General features: G+C 71.1%; 13 protein-coding genes. 2 read left to right on the forward strand and 11 right to left on the reverse strand.

The genetic code is table 11. The annotated features are described in order from the left end of the window. Positions 1-18: 18 nt before the first annotated feature. From CKW28_RS10895 to CKW28_RS10945, 11 genes are all read right to left on the reverse strand, one after another. Complete coding sequence (locus CKW28_RS10895) at positions 19-588, reverse strand: C40 family peptidase (RefSeq protein ID WP_040548073.1); 570 nt, start codon at positions 586-588, stop codon at positions 19-21. A gap of 186 nt (positions 589-774) precedes the next feature. After that, positions 775-1,479: a TetR/AcrR family transcriptional regulator gene (locus CKW28_RS10900; protein WP_003927368.1), complete on the reverse strand. Its 705-nt coding sequence runs from the start codon at positions 1,477-1,479 to the stop codon at positions 775-777. Continuing rightward, positions 1,476-2,978: a sodium:solute symporter family transporter gene (locus CKW28_RS10905; RefSeq protein ID WP_040548070.1), complete on the reverse strand. Its 1,503-nt coding sequence runs from the start codon at positions 2,976-2,978 to the stop codon at positions 1,476-1,478. The genes CKW28_RS10900 and CKW28_RS10905 overlap by 4 nt, the downstream gene beginning before the upstream one ends. 99 nt (positions 2,979-3,077) lie before the next feature. Beyond that, positions 3,078-4,103, reverse strand: coding sequence for an isopenicillin N synthase family dioxygenase (locus CKW28_RS10910; protein ID WP_040548068.1), 1,026 nt, complete (start codon positions 4,101-4,103; stop codon positions 3,078-3,080). Continuing rightward, positions 4,103-6,529, reverse strand: a complete 2,427-nt coding sequence (gene atzF / locus CKW28_RS10915) for an allophanate hydrolase (RefSeq protein WP_003927365.1) — start codon at positions 6,527-6,529, stop codon at positions 4,103-4,105. The genes CKW28_RS10910 and atzF overlap by 1 nt, the downstream gene beginning before the upstream one ends. Next, positions 6,526-10,146, reverse strand: coding sequence for an urea carboxylase (uca, locus tag CKW28_RS10920; RefSeq protein WP_003927364.1), 3,621 nt, complete (start codon positions 10,144-10,146; stop codon positions 6,526-6,528). The genes atzF and uca overlap by 4 nt, the downstream gene beginning before the upstream one ends. Continuing rightward, on the reverse strand, positions 10,143-10,802 hold the full coding sequence (locus tag CKW28_RS10925; protein ID WP_040548065.1) for an urea amidolyase associated protein UAAP2: 660 nt from the start codon (positions 10,800-10,802) through the stop codon (positions 10,143-10,145). Before CKW28_RS10925 ends, uca begins: the two co-directional genes overlap by 4 nt. Then, positions 10,799-11,644 carry an urea amidolyase associated protein UAAP1 gene (locus CKW28_RS10930; protein ID WP_003927362.1) on the reverse strand — a complete coding sequence of 282 codons (846 nt, stop codon included), beginning with the start codon at positions 11,642-11,644 and terminating at the stop codon, positions 10,799-10,801. The genes CKW28_RS10925 and CKW28_RS10930 overlap by 4 nt, the downstream gene beginning before the upstream one ends. Positions 11,645-11,805: 161 nt before the next feature. Next, positions 11,806-12,705, reverse strand: coding sequence for an acyl-CoA thioesterase (locus CKW28_RS10935; RefSeq protein ID WP_003927361.1), 900 nt, complete (start codon positions 12,703-12,705; stop codon positions 11,806-11,808). A gap of 20 nt (positions 12,706-12,725) precedes the next feature. Further along, positions 12,726-14,219, reverse strand: a complete 1,494-nt coding sequence (locus CKW28_RS10940; RefSeq protein WP_003927360.1) for an AMP-binding protein — start codon at positions 14,217-14,219, stop codon at positions 12,726-12,728. Continuing rightward, positions 14,203-14,820: a TetR/AcrR family transcriptional regulator gene (locus CKW28_RS10945; RefSeq protein WP_003927359.1), complete on the reverse strand. Its 618-nt coding sequence runs from the start codon at positions 14,818-14,820 to the stop codon at positions 14,203-14,205. Before CKW28_RS10945 ends, CKW28_RS10940 begins: the two co-directional genes overlap by 17 nt. Before the next feature lie 72 nt (positions 14,821-14,892). On the opposite strand from CKW28_RS10945, the gene CKW28_RS10950 reads away from it, so the two are divergent. Both CKW28_RS10950 and CKW28_RS10955 read left to right on the forward strand, forming a co-directional pair. Then, entirely contained in the window at positions 14,893-16,092 is a 1,200-nt protein-coding gene (locus CKW28_RS10950) for a cytochrome P450 (RefSeq protein ID WP_003927358.1), read from the forward strand. Positions 16,093-16,249: 157 nt separating this feature from the next. Next, positions 16,250-17,545 (forward strand): cytochrome P450, encoded by a 1,296-nt coding sequence (locus CKW28_RS10955; protein ID WP_003927357.1) that lies wholly within the window; start codon positions 16,250-16,252, stop codon positions 17,543-17,545.

Below are 17,545 nucleotides of genomic sequence, written 5' to 3' on the forward strand. Positions count from 1 at the left end.
TAAAGCGTTTGTGAAGCGCTAGATGCCGACCGGCGGCGGGGGTGGCAGCGGCGCCCCGGGCGGGGGTGGGGTCAGCTCGGGTGGCGGGGGTGGGGTCAGCTCGGGTGGCGGGGGTGGGGTCAGCTCGGGTGGCGGGGGCGGGGGAGCCGCCCCGGCATCGGCCAGCTGGATCACCGGCAGCTCCGGTTCGAGACCGGGGATCTGCTCGGGCCCGAGCTCCTCGATCGGCAGGTACATGTGCTTGGTGAACTGCGGCTGGAATGCGCCGCCACCGCCGATCTTGACCCCACCGCCTTCACCGGCGGACACCGGAGTGCCATCCGGCAATGTCACCGCGGTGTGCGTACTGTTCCAGCCGATCACCAGCGCACCCGGGGCGGTGCCGTATTTGAAGCCCCGGGCCAGCAAGGCTGCTTCCTGATTTCCGGTGTGGAACCGGTCCCCGAAGGCGGGGCGGCCGGTCGCCACGTTGGCCACCCAGGAAGCCAGGCCCGAGCAGTCTGTTCCCGAGGGGGAATCTCCGCCGAGGACGTACGGCGTCCCCGAGACCTGGTTCACGAAGGCGGCCAGTGCGAGTACTACAGACATAGCGCGGGCACGCTAGCAACGGTCCCGGGCCGCCGCCAAAATCTGTTGCCGCCGTCACCTTGTCGCGTTCCTATGGGACATATTACGTTTGCCGGTGGTTAGTCTGGCAAATATCGATGCCGGCGATCGGCCGGAACGACGGGGTTGACCTCCACAGACGACGGGTTCGGCGGGGAGGCGCGAAGGCTAGCGACAGTCCCCGACGGCGGCCGCCACCGTCGCGGATTCGGAGCGCAACCGAGGCCAGTCGCCGCGCCAGCCCAGCACGTGCACCGCCAGGTCGGCGGTGCGTCTCGGTTGGTCGGGTTCACCCAAACCGTCCATCCGCAGATTGGGCAGGGTCTCCACCAGTCGGAAGACGACGTCGGGGTCGATCACCACGTCGGGAACGGAGCTCGGGGTGGCGCCGGCGGCGGCGACCCGCTCGGCGAGATCGCGGTAGGCGGCCCGCAGCTCGGATCGTCGCCGATGGAAACCGCCGAACCGTCGATCCCGCACCTCCGGTAACAGATAGAGGATGCCGAGATTGTGCGGACTGTCCCAGAGCAGCCGGGCGTCGAGCCACACCAGCGCGTGCAGCAGCACCGCCGGCGGTTCCGGACGACCGCGCAGCCGGCGCGCCGCGGTGACCGACGGCGCCACCGTGGCGTCCAGCAGGGTCGCGAGGATCTCGTCCTTGGTGCGGAAATGGTGATAGAGCGAGGCCTGGCGGACGCCGACCGACTCCGCGATCTGACGGGTCGAGGTCGCCGCGACACCGAGGGTGGTGAACAGTTCCGCGGCGGCGTCGAGCACCTCGTCGCGGGCCGTGGCCCCCGGACGTCTCCGCTCCTGTGACCGGGGCCGGCCGCAGGTGACCGGCGCTGCGGCCGGGTGACCGCCGGCGGTCACGGACGCACCCCGGCCAACGCGACGGGTTCGGCCGGCGCGGGGGCCGCCGGTTGTGCCGCCGTGACGCGGGGCGTGGTCATGACCGCGACGACCACATACGCCAGCAGCGACGCCGCGGCGGCCCACAGGGTGGACCAGCCGTCCACCGACGCCGACACCCAGTCGTTGGGCAGATACAACAGGGTGTTGTCGACCCCGTAGATGGTGGGGGCCAGCACGAAATAGGTCAGCCGCACCCCGATGCCCACCACGACCGCCGCCGCCGCGGCCGCGGCGCCGCCCCGCGACCAGTACAGCCCGAGGATGAACGGCACCACCAGGCTGGCCAGCAGCAGATCGAACGCCAGGGTGAGCAGAATCCCGGTCTGCGGAACCCGCAACGCCACCACCGCGGCGAGCGCGGCCATCGGCAGCGTGGCCCACCGGGTGGCGCGCAGCATCCGCGGGGTCATCGCCGCCGGTGGCGCCAGAACGCCGGTGTCGATCCGCAGGACGTTGCGCACCAGCACCGATGCGGTGGACAGCAGGATGCCGCTGACGGTGGTCAGGGTGGCGGCCAGCAGCCCGGAGATGACGATGATCGCCAGCCAGGCGGGCGCGTATTCACCGAGCAGGGCGTACAGGATCGGACCGTCGCCGGCGGAGTCGCCGACGATGCCGACCGCGGCCAGCGCGACGAACGACAGCGGCAGGCACAGTAGCAGGATGCCGCCGGCGGCGGCGAAGCAGGCCCGCTGCGCGGCACCCGGATCGCGGGCCGAGAACACCCGTTGCATCAGATCGATCGCGACCAGATTGCCGAGACCGAGCGCGATGATGGTGGCCCAGTTGATCACCGCGCCGGACTCACTCGACGTCAGCTGCGACAGCGCCCCGGCGCCCATGCCGTCGGGTGCGGTGAAACCGTGCGTGGCGGCCACCCACACCACCAACGCGAACACGCCGACGATGTTGACCACGACCTGGGCGACGCCGGTGTACACGCTGGCGAACATGCCGCCGGTGATGGTGTAGAGCAGCGCCAGCGGAACCGTGACCAGGATGCCGATGGTGTAGGAGACGCCGAGGAACCGTTCCAGCAGGAACCCGATCGCCACCAGGTTGCCGGCGAGCAGGATCGCGAAACTGCCCACGGTCAGCGCCGAGGAGGCCACCTCGACACCGCGGCCGAACCGATTGCCGAAGTACTCGGGCAGGGTCACCACCTGTGCCGCCCGCAACCGTCTGGCGAAGAACAGGCCCATCAGCAGCAGGCACAGCGCCAGCCCGATCGGCAGGGCCGCGCCGGCCCAGAACCCGAAGGCGGCCGACAGATCGGCGTTGCCGATGGTGGCGTTGGAGTCCACCGGCTGGGCGATGAGCACCGCGGCGACCAGCACGGCCGGCAGCGCACGGCCGGCCACCAGATAGTTGGCACAGTCGCCGCGCACCCGGCGTGCAGACACCACGCCGGACACGGTGAGGACGAGCAGGAACACGGCAACGCCGGTGAGGATCATCGAAACTCCAATGGCGAGAGGGGAGTCCCGGCGCCGTTGCCGGAAACGGGAGACAGGCGGTCCGGGGCCGGTCCGCGGCCGGCCCGGGAGGTCGTCGAGTCAGCGGGGCGAAGCGGCACGGCGACCGAAGGCCGACAGCGGGTAGGCGCCGTCGGGCAGGCTCACCTCCCCCCTGCGGATGCGGTCCTGCAGATACCGGAAACTCCGGGCGGTCTGGGCGAACAGATGCTCGCCGGCGATCACCGGCGCGTAACGGGCTGTGCCGTCGACGAATTCGGCCAGCGGAGCGACCTCGGTATCCGCGTCGACGTTGACGAACAGCGGAAACGAGTACCGCTCCGACGTCACCCGGCGCACCCGGTGGGTGGTGGCGACGAACGCCCCGTTGGTCCAGATCTCCAGCAGATCACCGATGTTCAGGACGAACGCGTCGTCGAGATACGGCACGTCGATCCATTGCCCGGCGGCGTTGAGCACCTCCAGTCCCGGGGCGGTCGGCCGCAGCAGCGTGAAGCACTCGTAGTCGGTGTGGGCGCCGATGCCCGGCCGGTCGACGGCCGAGGGATCGGCGGGGTAGTGGATGAGCCGCAGCTGCGACGGCGGCGTGGTGACGTACCGGTCGAAACGGTCGGGCGGCTGACCCAGCGCCACCGCGAACGCCCGCAGAATGGCCCGCGACAACGCGAACACCGCGTCATACCAGGCCGTCACGGCTTCCCGGAAGCCGGTCAACTCCGGCCACTGATTCGGCCCGAGCAGCGGATCACCGGCCAGATACCGGGGGTCGTCGGCGGGCAGTTCATAGGACAGGTCGAACGCCTCCTTGGTGTCGGCGGTGCCCCCGGCGAACACCTCCTCGCCCGGCGGCACGTAGCCGCGGTGGTTCGTCGAGTTGCCGATGTACACCCGGTGTTTCTCCGCCGCCGGAAGCGCGAAGAACGCGCGGGTGCGGTCGACCAGGGCGTCGAACAGCGCCGGATCGATGCCGTGCCCGACGAGCTGGGCGAAACCGACGTGACGGGCCGCGTCGCCGAGGGCTGTCACCGCCCGCCGATACCCCGGCCCGGACCCGTGCCGCAGCGCCGAGATGTCGATCACCGGAACGGATGTGAAGTCGCCTGCCATCACACCTCCTGACGGGTCGGCAGGTGGTCGAAGGTCACCGTCAAGCGCCGCCGGGCCGGCCGGCCGCCGGGTGTGCGGTCGGTGACGGTGAGCCCGCGGTCGCTGAACTCGGGTGCGAGATCATCGCCGATCCGCGCCGGGTGGGTGGAGCGGGTGATGTGCCAGTGGCCCGCCTCGACGACGCCCAGGGAGATCTCCAGACAAGCGGACCCGGCAGCACGGTGGGCCTGGGAACCGGGACTGTGGCGCAGGTAGCCGAACCGGTCGCCGATGCGCAGCAGCATGCCGTGGCCGGTGTCGTCGGCGAACCGCGCCTCCACCCGGACGGCGCCGGTGTGGGCGGCCACCCAGTCCTCGTGGTACTCCCGATCGACCCCGGTCTCCACCAACACCGAACCGGCCCGGTGCAGCAGTCCGCGGTCGGCCGGGGCCGGGCCCGGGTGCAGGTCGAACTCATGCTCCCACGTCCAGGTGTCACCGTCGCGGCGCAGGGTGCCGGCGAAGGCCGCCGCGACGCGGTGCCGGTCACCGTCGGTGACGGTCCGCAGATCGATGTAGAGCCGGTGGCCCTGCAGCCATTCCACCTCGGTGCCGGTGTCCATGGGTCGCCCCGGCTCCACCAGCGCCGCACGCCGCCACACCCGGCCGGTGACGTCGGCGCGGGACACCGGGTCGCCGGGCGTGGTGCGGCGCAGATATCCGAACCAGTCACCGTGGTGGGTGATGTCCTCGCCGTCGAGCCAGGACTGCACGGTGCAGCCGAATCCGACCGCTTCGGTGCCGTCGGCGAGGGTGACCGCGCCGAGCGTCATCGGGTCGGGCAGTTCGGCCAGGAAGTCCCCGAGCATCGCGGTGCCGATCAGCCACAGTTCGCCCTCGATGGCGGTGCCGGTGGCCGGGCCGACCCGCACCAGGCCCGGTTTCGCCGGTTCGGTCGGCAACCGGGTCAATCGGTACAGCGGTGCGGTGGTGGCCGGGCCGAGCCGGCGCGCCCCCCGTTGTTCGAGCTGCCACGCCAATGGTCCGCCGCGCCGGTGTGCCCCCACCACCAGCAGCCGGCTCACCGGGGTCCCGGCACGGGCCGGCCACGGCACCGCGGGGGTGGGCGGTGCCGGGACACCGGGCGGCGCCGCACCGTCGACCGGTGCGCTGACCAGCCGGGCCAGGTCCAGCGCCAGCGCGTCGGCACCCGCCCGCCCCAGCACCGTCACCCCGAACTGCGCGCCGTCGGAGGTGGTTCCGGCGGGCACGGCCACTGCGCACAGATCCATCAGGTTGCAGAAGTTGGTGTAGGTGCCGAGCCGCGAGTTCACCCCGACCGGGTCGGCGGCGACCTCGGCGATGCTCGGGTGCTCGGTGGTGGTGGGAATCAGCAGCGCGGCGCAGTCGCCGAGACGGGCCAGCGCGGAGGCGGTCAACTCGGCCAGCCGCGCGCGGTCGCGCAGCAGCGTGGTGGCCGGCACCGCGCCCGCCGCGGAGATGATCTGCGCGACGGTCGGGTCCAGGGCCGGATCCCCGGCGGCGAGGTGCTCGTCGACGAACGTGCCGACCGCCGCGTGCCGTTCGGCCACCAGACCGCCGTCATAGAGCAGCGTCGCAGCCTGCAGGAACGGGGTCAGATCGACCTCGACCAGCTCGATTCCGTTGCCGGCCAACCGCTCACATGCCGATTCGAACGCCTGCCGCCACGCGGGGGACAATCCGGGCAGCCGGCCGGGGACGGCGACCCGTGTGGTGGGCGGCACGGTGAGTGGCGCGTCCGGAGGGAACGGGCGGCCCCCGCCGGCCAGTACCCCCATGGCCGCGTCGGCGGTGTCGAGATCGCGGGCGAACACCGTGACACAGTCATATGACCGGCAGGCCGGCACCACGCCGTCGGTGGGCACCACGCCGATGGTGGGTTTGATGCCGACGATGCCCTGCAGGGCCGCCGGGACCCGCCCGGATCCCGCCGTGTCGGTCCCCAGCGCGACGTCGACCAGACCCAGGGCCACCGCGACGGCCGACCCGGAGCTGGATCCGCCGGAGATGCGGTCGGGGCGGCGGGCGTCGCGCACCGCGCCGTACGGGCTGCGGGTCCCGACCAGCCCGGTGGCGAACTGGTCGAGATTGGTCGCCCCGATCACCACCGCCCCGGCGGTGCGCAGCCGGGCCACCGCGGGCGCGTCCGCGGTGGCCGCACAGGTGGCGAAGGTCGGACACCCGGCGGTGGTGGGGATGCCGGCGACGTCGATGTTGTTCTTCACCGCGGCGACCAGCCCGGCCAGCGGCAGCTCTGCGCCGGTTCGGGCCGCCGCGTCGACCCTGACGGCATCGGCCAGTGCATCGGCCAAGGGGCGCAACGTGATCCAGATCTCGGGGCGATCGACCCGCTCGATCGCGGCGTAGGCGGCGTGCACCCGCTCGACCGCCGACGGGGCGCTCATCGCTCGCCCCCGGGCCGCACGACCACCAGCGGGTCACCGCCGTCGACGGTGTGTCCCGCCGAGACCAGGACCTTGCACACCAGCCCGTCGACAGGCGCCCGCAGCACCGTCTCCATCTTCATCGCCTCCAGCGCCAGCAGCGGTTGTCCCGCCTGCACCGACTGGCCCTCGGTGACGTCGATCCGCCACACACTCGACGAGAACGGCGCGTCGACGCGCTGTTCGCCGTCGGCGAGCATCAGTTCCTCGGCGGCCCCCGCCGACACCGCCGACGCCGCCCGCTCGGCGCGGTCGAACTCGCCGGCCGCCTCCCACGCCGCGCGCTCCGCCGCGAACGCCGCGGTCTGCCGAGCCCGGAACGCGGCGATCGATTCGGCGTTGTCGGACAGGAACCGCTGATGCTCGGCCAGCGAGAACGTGCCCTCGGCGATGTCGACGGCGCCGCGGCCGGCCGCGATGTCGGCGCGCAGATCCAGCAGCTCCTCGGCCGACACCGGATACCAGGTGATCCGGTCGAAAAACCGCAGCAGCCAAGGATGTTCGGAGTCGAACGGGCCGCGGTGACGGTGGCTGCTCCACACCTGGGTGGTGCGCCCGACGAACTGGTAGCCCCCCGGGCCCTCCATCCCGTAGATGCACAGGTAGGCTCCGCCGATGCCGACGGAGTTCTCCGCGGTCCAGGTGCGGGCCGGGTTGTACTTCGTGGTCACCAGCCGGTGGCGCGGATCGAGCGGGGTGGCCACCGGCGCGCCGAGGTACACGTCACCCAGGCCGAGGGTGAGGTACTCGGCGCGGAAGACGATGTCGCGCACCTCCTCGACGGAGTCCAGCCCGTTGACGCGGCGGATGAACTCGATGTTCGACGGGCACCACGGCGCGTCGGCGCGCACGCCGGACATGTAGCGGGCGATAGCCTCCCGGGTGGCCGGATCATCCCAACTCAGCGGCAACCGCACCAGCCGGCTGGGCACCACCAGATCAGCGGTGGCGGGCAGGTCGTCCTCGATCTCGCACAGCAGATCCAGCAGTCTCGGGATCGGCAGCACATCGGGGTCGACGTGCACCTGCAGCGAGCGGATGCCCGGAGTCAGGTCGACAATGCCCGGGGCACTGCCGTCGAGCCGGGTGTGCAGGGCGTGCACCCGGGCGCGCAGCGCCAGGTCGAGCACGATGTCGCCGTACTCGACGAGCACGTTGTCGTCGCCGCTGCGGCGGTAGGTGACCGGAGGGTCGCCGTCGCGGCGGGCCAGCACCCCGTCGTCACCGTCCCCGCCGGTGCGGGCGAGCACCGGTGTGGCGGCGGCGCGGGACAGGCCGAGTTCGCGTCGCGACGGTGTGTGCGCCGCGCGCACGGGCACGAATCGCACGGTGTCGCCCGGGCGGAGCTGGCCGAGCTTCCAGCGGTCGGCGGAGGTCACGGTCACCGGGCAGACGAAGCCACCGAGGCTGGGCCCGTCCGGCCCGAGCAGGATCGGGGTGTCGCCGGTGAAGTCCAACGCGCCGACCGCGTAGGCGTTGTCGTGGATGTTCGACGGGTGCAGCCCGGCCTCACCGCCGTCCGGCCGCGCCCACTGCGGCTTGGGTCCCTCCAGGCGCACCCCGGTCCGCGCCGAGTTGAAGTGCACCCGGTAGCGCGAGGCGTACAGGGTGTCGATGTCGGCCCGGGTGAAGAACTCCGGCGCGCCGTGCGGTCCCTCGGTGACGGCGAGCTCCCAGCTGTTGGTGAGGGCGGGCCGGACCTCGGGCGGCACCGCGCCCGCGCCGGGACGCGAACCCGCGTCGGACGGGGCGGGTTTGGTGCGCAGCACATCCCCGGTGACCAGGGCGCGCCCGCCGTGGCCGCCGAACCGGCCCAGCGTGAACGTCGACGCGCTACCCAGATAGGCGGGCACATCCAGCCCGCCGGCGAACAGCACGTAGGTCCGCAGCCCGACCGCGGCCTCGCCGATGTCGAGCACCGCGCCGGCGGGCACCTCGACCGGCTCCCACATCGGCGCCGGGGCGCCGTCGACGGTCACCAGGCATTCGGCGCCGGTGACGCACACCGTCGTCGGATGGCTGAACCGCAGCGCCGGTCCCGAGGCGGTGCACTCCAGGCCGGGTGCGGTCTCCTCGTTGCCGAGCGCGCGGTTGCCGAGCCGGAAGGACAGGTCGTCCATCGGTCCGCTCGGCGGCACCCCGACCTGCCAGTGGCCGATCCGTCCGGGCACATCCTGCACGGTGGTCTGCAGACCGGGCCGCTCCACGGTGATCCGGGGCCGCGGATCACCGATGCCGGCCAGGGTGGAGGTGGTGTGCCGGGCCGCCCGCACCTCCGGGTGAACCGTCGCCGCGCCGAGCAAGCCGATATTGGTCTCGATCCCGTGCAGCTCGGTGCCGGTCAGTGCGGCGCCGAGCCGGTCGAGGGCGTCATCGCGGTCGGCCCCGGCGGCGATCACCTTGGCCAGCAGCGGGTCATAGTTCGCGGTGACCTCGGTGCCGTCGTCCACCCAGGTGTCGACGCGCACGTCGGTGGGGAACCGGACCCTGGTGAGCGTGCCGGCACTCGGCAGGTGGTCGCGGCTGGGATCCTCGGCGTAGACGCGGGCCTCCACCGCGTGTCCGGCGACCGGGACGGCGCCGTCGGGGTAGGCGTCGAACATGCTGGTGTCGCCCAGCGCCAGTCGCAGCATCCAGCCGGCCAGGTCGACACCGGTCACCGCCTCGGTGACCGGATGTTCGACCTGTAGCCGGGCGTTGACCTCGAGGAACGACGCTTCCTCGCGTGCCGGGTCGTAGACGAACTCGACGGTGCCCGCCGAGCGGTAGCCGACCGCGGCGGCCAGCGCGCGCGACGTGCGGTGCAGCCGGGAGCGGATCGACTCCGGAATCCCCGGTGCGGGAGCCTCTTCGAGCACCTTCTGATTGCGCCGCTGCAGCGAGCAGTCCCGGTCGCCCAGCGACACCACCCGTCCGGCGCCGTCGCCGAAGATCTGCACCTCGACGTGGCGGGCGTCGGCGACATAGCGTTCCACGAACACACCCGCGGCGCCGAAGCTGCGTTCGGCCTGTGCGGTGACCTGGTCGAAGGCCGCGCGCACGGTGTCTGCGTCCGGGCAGATCCGCATGCCGATCCCGCCGCCCCCGCCGGTGGCCTTGAGCATCACCGGGTAGCCGATGACTGCGGCGGCCTCGACCGCGGCATCGGCGTCCGCGAGCAGGTCCGACCCGGCGAAGACCGGCACCCCGGCTGATCGCGCCATCTCCCGGGCGGTGTGTTTGGTGCCGAACACCCGCAACTGATCGGGGGTGGGCCCGGCGAACACCAGACCGGCCTGGTGCACCGCGGCGGCGAAATCGGCGTCCTCGGAGAGGAATCCGTAACCGGGGTGCACGATCGTCGCACCGGTGCGGGCGGCGGCGGCCAGAATGGCCTCGGTGCGCAGATAGCTGTCGCGGGGTGCCGCCGGCCCGATCCGCACCGCCTCGTCGGCGAGTCGCACATGGGGTGCGCCGCGGTCGGCGTCGGAGAACACCGCCACGGTGCGCAAGCCGAGGATTCTGGCGGTTCGGATCAGTCGGACCGCGATCTCGCCGCGATTGGCGATCAGCACGGTGACTTCACCGTTGCGGTTCATACGCTCCCCTCCGGGCGGGTCACGATCATCCGCACCGGTGTCGGATGGAAAGCGTTGCAGGGGTTGTTGATCTGCGGGCAGTTCGACACCAGCACCAGGGTGTCGGTCTCGGCGCGGACCGCGACCCGTTTGCCCGGCGCGGACAACCCGTCGACGATGCCGAGCGCACCGTCCGGGTCCACCGGCACGTTCATGAACCAGTTGATGTTGCTCGCCAGGTCGCGGGCGCCCAGACCCCAGCGGGAACCCTCCAGCAGGAAGTTCTCCATGCACCCGTGCTGCGCCCCGGTGTGCGGTCCGTACCGCAGCGTGTTGGACTCCTTCGAACAGGCGCCGCCCAGGGTGTCGTGTGCCCCGACCTCGTCGGCGACCACGGTCATCAACGCGTCGCCGGTGTCGGCGCGCAGCACCGAACCCGTGGTCAGCGTGATACGGCCCTGCCGGCGAATGGTTTCCGGCGCCGAATAGCGCACCGAGGTGTCGGCCGCCGAATACAGCAGACAGTCGACGGCCTGGTTGCCGGCCAGGTCGACGATGGTCAGCACATCACCGGCGGCGACGACGGCCGACCACGGGGCGCGGGCGGGGACGGTCTCGTCGAGAATCACGGTGCCCAAAACCAGCGGTTCCACCGTGGGTGCGGAAGTGGTTGTCACAGCTGTCCTCTCGCGGTGAGGTCGGCATCGGTGTTGACGATGGCCTGGCGGTGCTCGGGACCCAGCGGCCCCAGCAGATCACCGGCGGCGAGTCGCCGCAGATCCTCTCGGGCCGGCCAGGCGTGGATCCGCAGCGGGGTGCAGGTGAAGTCCGGCCGGGGGTCGAGCGGGTGGGCGGTGTTGGCCACCAACACGATCGCGTCGACGTGCAGCAACAGATCCACGGCGGTGCCGGCGCCGGCCGAGCCCAGCCATCGAAAGGTGCCGTCCGGTTCGACCCGCACGCCTTTGAAGAACGAGATCGACGGCGGAAGATCGCGCCGGCTCAGGCCGTGTTTGAGCGCCGCCAGGGTGAACAGTTCCCGCCCTGCCGGCGACGGCGACTCCGGCGACGCCGCCCCGTAACGATCGAGATTGCCTGCGCGGGTGGTGGTTCCGGTCAGAGCGTCATGCCTGCCCGAGGTGTCGGCGACGATGGTGGCCAGCACCCGGCCGAAACCGCTGAGCAGCGGGTGTCCCGCTCCCGGATACGCCTGCCACGGCACCTTCACGGTGTCGGCGACGTTGAGCCGCTCCTGTGGTGCGTCGGCGCGGTGCAGCAGCAGATGCGCACATGCGTCGCCGTCCGGGTCGGTGAATCTGATCCGGGTGCCGCGCGCCAGGACGGCTGTCGAGTATCCACCTGGTGCAACGGTTTCCGACCACACCAGCTGTTCGGCGGTGACATCCAACGGGACGGTCGGCGATGACGACGGCGGCAGGTGCCGCATGAATTCGGCGGTGCGGCCGTGTTGGGCCCGGGCATGGGCCCGGGCACCGGCCGTGGTGGCGGTACTGGTCACTGATGACTCCCGCGAATCGAGCCTTACCTGTCGACTGACAGTTTTCGCGGGCGGCGGCCGGGTGTGGTTGCGGTCAGGTTACCGATCGGCGTGCAGCCGTTAACAGTGTGCTGCAGATGTTTCCGGCTGATCACATGCCCTGGTCAGGGCGTGCCGCTTCGTCAGCGCTCGGCCGGGCGGATCAGGACCTCCTGGCTGGTGCTGGCCACCAGAGCGCCCGCGGCGTCGTGAATGGTGCCGCGCACCAACGCGCGGTGACCGGAGACCACGGTCGTATTTTGGGTGTACACATGCCACCGGTCGAACCGCACCGGGCGGTGCAACCACACCGAGTGGTCGAGGCTGACCGCTTGGAAGCCGTCGTGGCCCGACAGGTCCGGGTGCGCCCGCAGTGCGGCGTCGAGCAGCAGATAGTCGCTGGCATAGGCGAGCAACACCCGGTGCAACAGGGGGTCGTCGCCGACGTCGCGGGGCAGCCGCATCCAGTGCGACCGTGGACCCTCGGCCGGGCGGCCACCGAGGAAGTACGTCGCCTCGCCGATCCGGATGTCCAGCGGCGGCGGGACGTCGATCCAGTGGCGCACCTGGGGCCGCAGCGCAGGCGGAGCCGTCGCCGCCCAGTGCTGCAGGACGGGCAGCTGTTCGGGTCCGGGCAGCACCGGTGCGGGCGCCGCCCACCGCGGTTCGTCGGGGTTGTCGTGAAACGACACCAGCGCGGTCAACAGGGTGCGGTCGTCCTGGGTGACGGTGACCTGCCGGGTCGCCATCGACCGGCCGTCGCGGATGCGCTGGACGGCGATGTCCAACGGGCGGGTGCCGTCCCCGGTCTGGACGAAATAGGCGTGCAGCGAGTGCGGGGGATGGTCCGGCACCGTGCGCGCCGCCGCCAGCAGCGCCTGACCGACCACCTGGCCCCCGAAGATGCGGCCGAACCGGTCCGACTCGCTACCGGCCCGGAACCGGTCGGCCGCCACCGGTTCGAGCTCCAGCGCCCGCAGCAGCTCGGTGAGCGTGTCCTGGATCGACCGCTGCAGGTGGTCGACGTCGACGGTGTCGGTCATGGGTGTCCTCCGTTGCCGGCTCAGGTCCGGTTCTCCAGCGTGTGGGGTGTGAGCCGCTCGCGGACGTGGCGACGCACCTCGTCCTTGGCCACCTTCCCGTTCGGGGTCATCGGCAACTCGTCGACGAACAGCACGTGCCGGGGCCGCTTGAACGCCGCCAGCCGGGACCGTACATGGGCGACGAGATCGTCGGCGGTGGGCGGTGGCCGGCGCCGGGGTACCACGACCGCGCACACCGCCTCGCCCCAGTGCTCGTCGGGGGCGGCGACGACCGCGCACATGTCGACGCCCGGATGGCTGGACAGCACATCCTCGACCTCGCGGGAGGACACGTTCTCCCCGCCGGTGATGATGATGTCCTTGGCGCGGTCCACCACCGTGAGCCGTCCGGTGCGGTCGAGGCGGCCGACGTCACCGGTGGCCAGCCATCCGGGGGAGCAGACCTGCTCACCACGCACCTGGATCTCGCCGATCCCGCCGGGCGCGACCTCGACACCGTGCGGATCGACGATGCGCAGCCGCACCCCGTCGTGCGGGCGGCCGGCGCTGGCCAGGATCTCCGGATCATCGGACCGGTGGTCGTCGGGCCCGAGAAACGTGACGTTGCCGGCGGTCTCGGTCATCCCGTAGCCCTGATGGAAGTCGACGTCGAGCAACTCGATCGCCCGCCGGATGAGACCGGCCGGCATGGCCGCGGAACCGTACGCGACGGCCGACAGCGTGGGGAGCCGCGCGCCGGTCGCGGTGAGATGCGCGAGCAGGGAGTGCAGCATGGTCGGCGCCAGCGAGCACGAGGTCACCCCGTACTCGATGACCGCCTGCGCGGACGTCTCCGGCCGGAACCGGTCGACCAGCACCACCGTGGCGCCGACGGCGTGATGCACCAGCATGTTGTAGCCGGCGATGTGACACATCGGGAACGGCAGCAGATACACCGCGCTCGGCTGCACCGATCGTCCGGCGACGGTGCCCCACACACCGGCCAGCACCGAGCGGTGGGTGTGCAGCACCGGTTTCGGCGTCCCGGTGGATCCGCTCGTGAACAACAGCCACGCCGGATCGTCGGGGCCGGGCGGATCGACCGGCCCCGACGTGGTGGCCAGCACCTGCCGCCAGCCCGCGCCGCCGAATCCCACGACATGGTCCAGCTGACCGTGCAGGGCAGCGGAGTTCGACAGGGCGGCAAGGTGTTCCGGGTCGCCGAACAGCACCGTGGCCCCGGTGCGGACCAGTTGCGCGACCTGCTCATCGGGGTGCAGCCGCTGATTGATCAGCGCCAGGACCCGGCCGCTGCGCGGGACCGCGTAGTACAGCACCGCGTATGCGGGGCTGTTGTCGGCCACCACCGCGATCCGGTCGCCCCGGCGGCTGTGCGCGGCCAGCCAGCTCGCCACATTGCGTACCAGCCGGTCGAATTCGGCGAAGGTGATGACCGTTCCGCCAGGGGTCGCCACGGCCGGACGGTCCGGTGTCGCGTGGGCGGCGTGTTCGATCAGGTCATGAATCAGCGTCATGGGCTCCCGCCGGCACGTCGAAGCGGTCCAGGTACCGGCCCACGAACTCGCGAACCGCCGCGTGGCTGCGCTCGATACCGAGATTCTGTTCGATCAGCATGATCCGGGCCACGCTGGTCAGGATCATCGCGATCGCCGCGGGCGGGAACTCCTCGGTGTCCATGCCGTGGGCGCGCAGCGCCGTCGCGACCGCGGCGTGCTCCAGTTCGCCGTACTGCTCGGCGTAGGCGGCGATCTCCCGGCGGATGGCTTTGCGATGGTTGCCCAATGCCATGAACTCCATGAACAGCTGCGCACCCTGGGTGCTGTTGAGCTCCCACAGCGCGTGCAGCGGCCGGTCCCCGGCGAACGCGTTGCGTTGGCGTTGCAACGTCGCCTCCGCGCCGGCCCGGAACACCGCCACGAACAGATCGTCCATGCTCGGGAAGTAGTAGTGCACCAGCGCGGGCTTCACCCCGGCCCGCGCCGCCACCCGCCGCGAGGTCGCCGCCGCGTAGCCCTCCTCGAGCATCACGTCGGCGGTGGCCTTGATCAGCGCCCGCCGGGTCGCGGTGTCGCTGCCGCCGACCCTTGACCGTCGGCTCGGCGAACTGCTAGACATGGCCTCACCCTAAGTGTTGGGCGACCGCCCAAAAACGTGGGCACCGGCACCGGACCGTAAGAGGGGTGGGTGATGGCGACCGTCGAGACCGATGTCTACTACGACCCCTACGACGTCGACATCGTGGCCGATCCCTATCCGGTCTACGCCCGGCTGCGCGACGAGGCGCCGATCTACTACAACGAGCGCTACGACTTCTGGGCGTTGTCCCGTTACGCCGACGTGGAGAAGGCGCTGCTGAACTGGGAGACGTTCTCGAACTCCCGCAGCGACATCCTGGAGCTGGTGCAGTCGGATTTCGACATGCCGCCCGGGGTGATGATGTTCCAGGACCCGCCCATGCACACCATGCTGCGCGGGCTGATGTCCCGGGTGTTCACCCCGCGCCGGATGGCTGCGCTCGAGGAACAGATCCGCGCCTACTGTGTGCGCTGCCTGGATCCGCTGGTCGGCGCCGAGGGTTTCGACATCATCGCCGAACTGGCGGCCATGATGCCGATGAGGGTGATCGGCATGCTGCTGGGCATCCCGGAGAGCGACCAGATCAGCGTCCGGGACGCCAACGACGCCAATCTGCGCACCAAACCGGGCGCCCCGATGAAGGTGGCCGACCCCGGCCGCATCGCCGACGGCAGCATCTACGCCGAGTACATCGACTGGCGGGCCAGGAATCCGTCCGACGACCTGATGACCGCGCTGCTCAACGTCGAGTTCACCGACGAGCACGGAGTGGTCCGCAAACTCACCCGCCGGGAGGTGCTCCACTACACCCAGGTGGTGGCCGGCGCCGGCAACGAGACCACCGGCCGGCTGATCGGCTGGCTGGCCAAGGTCCTGGCCGAACACCCCGACCAGCGGCGCGACGTCTACGAGGACCGGTCGCTGCTCGGCCGGGTCATCGAGGAGACGTTGCGGTTCGAGCCGACCGGCCCGCACGTCGCCCGGTGGATGGCGCGCGACTTCGAGTGCTACGGCACCACGGTGCCGGCCGGCAGCGCGATGCTGCTGCTGTTCGGGGCCGCCAACCGGGATCCGCGCCGCTACGACGACCCGGACACCTTCAACATCCACCGTGAGCGCGGCTCGCATCTCACCTTCGGCAAGGGGCTGCACTTCTGTCTGGGCGCCAACCTGGCCCGGTTGGAGGGCCGCGTCGCGCTCGACGAACTGCTCAACCGGTGGCCGGAGTGGGACATCGACTACGACACGGCGCAGTTGGCGCCCACCTCGACGGTGCGGGGCTGGGAACGGCTGCGCATCGTCTTCCCGTGAGCGTCTTCCCCTGAGCTCGTTCCCGTGACACCGACGGGCCGTTAGCTGCGGCGGACCGAACATCTTCAGAAACCGCCGTCGCTTCGCGGGTTCCCGGCGTATCGTCCGTAGCACGCCGGCACAAGGGGGAGTTGCCGGTGGAGGGGGGTGCCGGCGCATGGCCACCACACAGACCGGGAACTTCACGGCCAACCTCGTCAAAGTCGGGGTCGACAGTCTCGGCGGCGTCGTACAGGACACCGTGATCGCGCGGGTGAAACGGCGCAACGGCGCCAACGATCCGGTGACCCGGTTCAATCCGTTCGCCGATGCGGTGATCTCGAATCCGTATCCCGCGTACCGGGAACTGCTCGCCGGCCCGCCGGTGCGGTACAACCCGCGGCTGGGCATCTGGATCGTGCCGCGGTTCACCGATGTGCGAGCCGGGTTGCGGGACCACACCAAGCTGTCGTCGGCGCAGAGCCAGAGCCGGTTCCGCGTCGAACTGCCGATGATGATCACCAAGGATCCGCCCGACCACACCCGGTTGCGCGGTCTGGTGTCGCGGGCGTTCACCCCGCGAGCCCTCGCCATGTGGGAGGCGGTGATCGAACAACACACCGACCTTCTGCTCGACCGGATGATCGCGATGGAGGCCCCGGACGGTGTGCACGATCTGGCCCAGCTGCTGCCCACCCGGCTGATCGCGTCGATGTTCGACATCCCCGAGGCCGATCACGCCAAGTTCCGCAGCTGGTCCGAAGCGCTCATCGACGGCTCGTTCGTCGAGGTCGGCCGCCGCACCTTCGGGGTGGTGCAGCGGATGGTGCGGGCCACCTTCGCGATGCGCCGGTATCTGCAGCCGCTGTTCGAGGAACGCCGCCACCATCCCGGTACGGATCTGATCTCGCTGATGTTGCTGTCCGAGGACGGTGACCGGCTCACCGACGACGAGATCTTCTGGGGCGTCGTCATGCTGATCGTGGCCGGGAACGAGACCACCACGAATCTGCTCGGCTGGCTGCTGCACACCTTCGCGCTGCGGCCCGACGTCTACGACACCGTGCGTGCCCGCCCGGAGCTGATCCCGTCACTGATCGAGGAGCAGCTGCGGTTCGAGTCTCCGGTGCAGGGGTTCTACCGCACCGCCACCTCCGACTATCCGATCGGCGACCACGTCATACCGCGGCAGTCCCGGGTGCTGCTGCTGTTCGCCGCCGCGAACCGCGACCCCCGGCACTTCGACGACCCGAACACGTTCCGGCCGGACCGCGACCCCAACGACCACCTGGCCTTCGGCGGCGGTGTGCACTTCTGTCTGGGCGCGGGACTGTCCCGGCTCGAGGCGCGCCACGTCGTCGCCCACCTGACCCAGCGGGTCGCGGCGGTCCATCTGGCCGGCACCCCCCGGCGGCTGCACAACGCGACCATGCACGGCTGGACCAGCCTTCCGCTCCGCCTCAAGCCGGCCTGA

It is taken from the genome of Mycolicibacterium thermoresistibile (assembly GCF_900187065.1).
Lineage (GTDB): Bacteria > Actinomycetota > Actinomycetes > Mycobacteriales > Mycobacteriaceae > Mycobacterium > Mycobacterium thermoresistibile.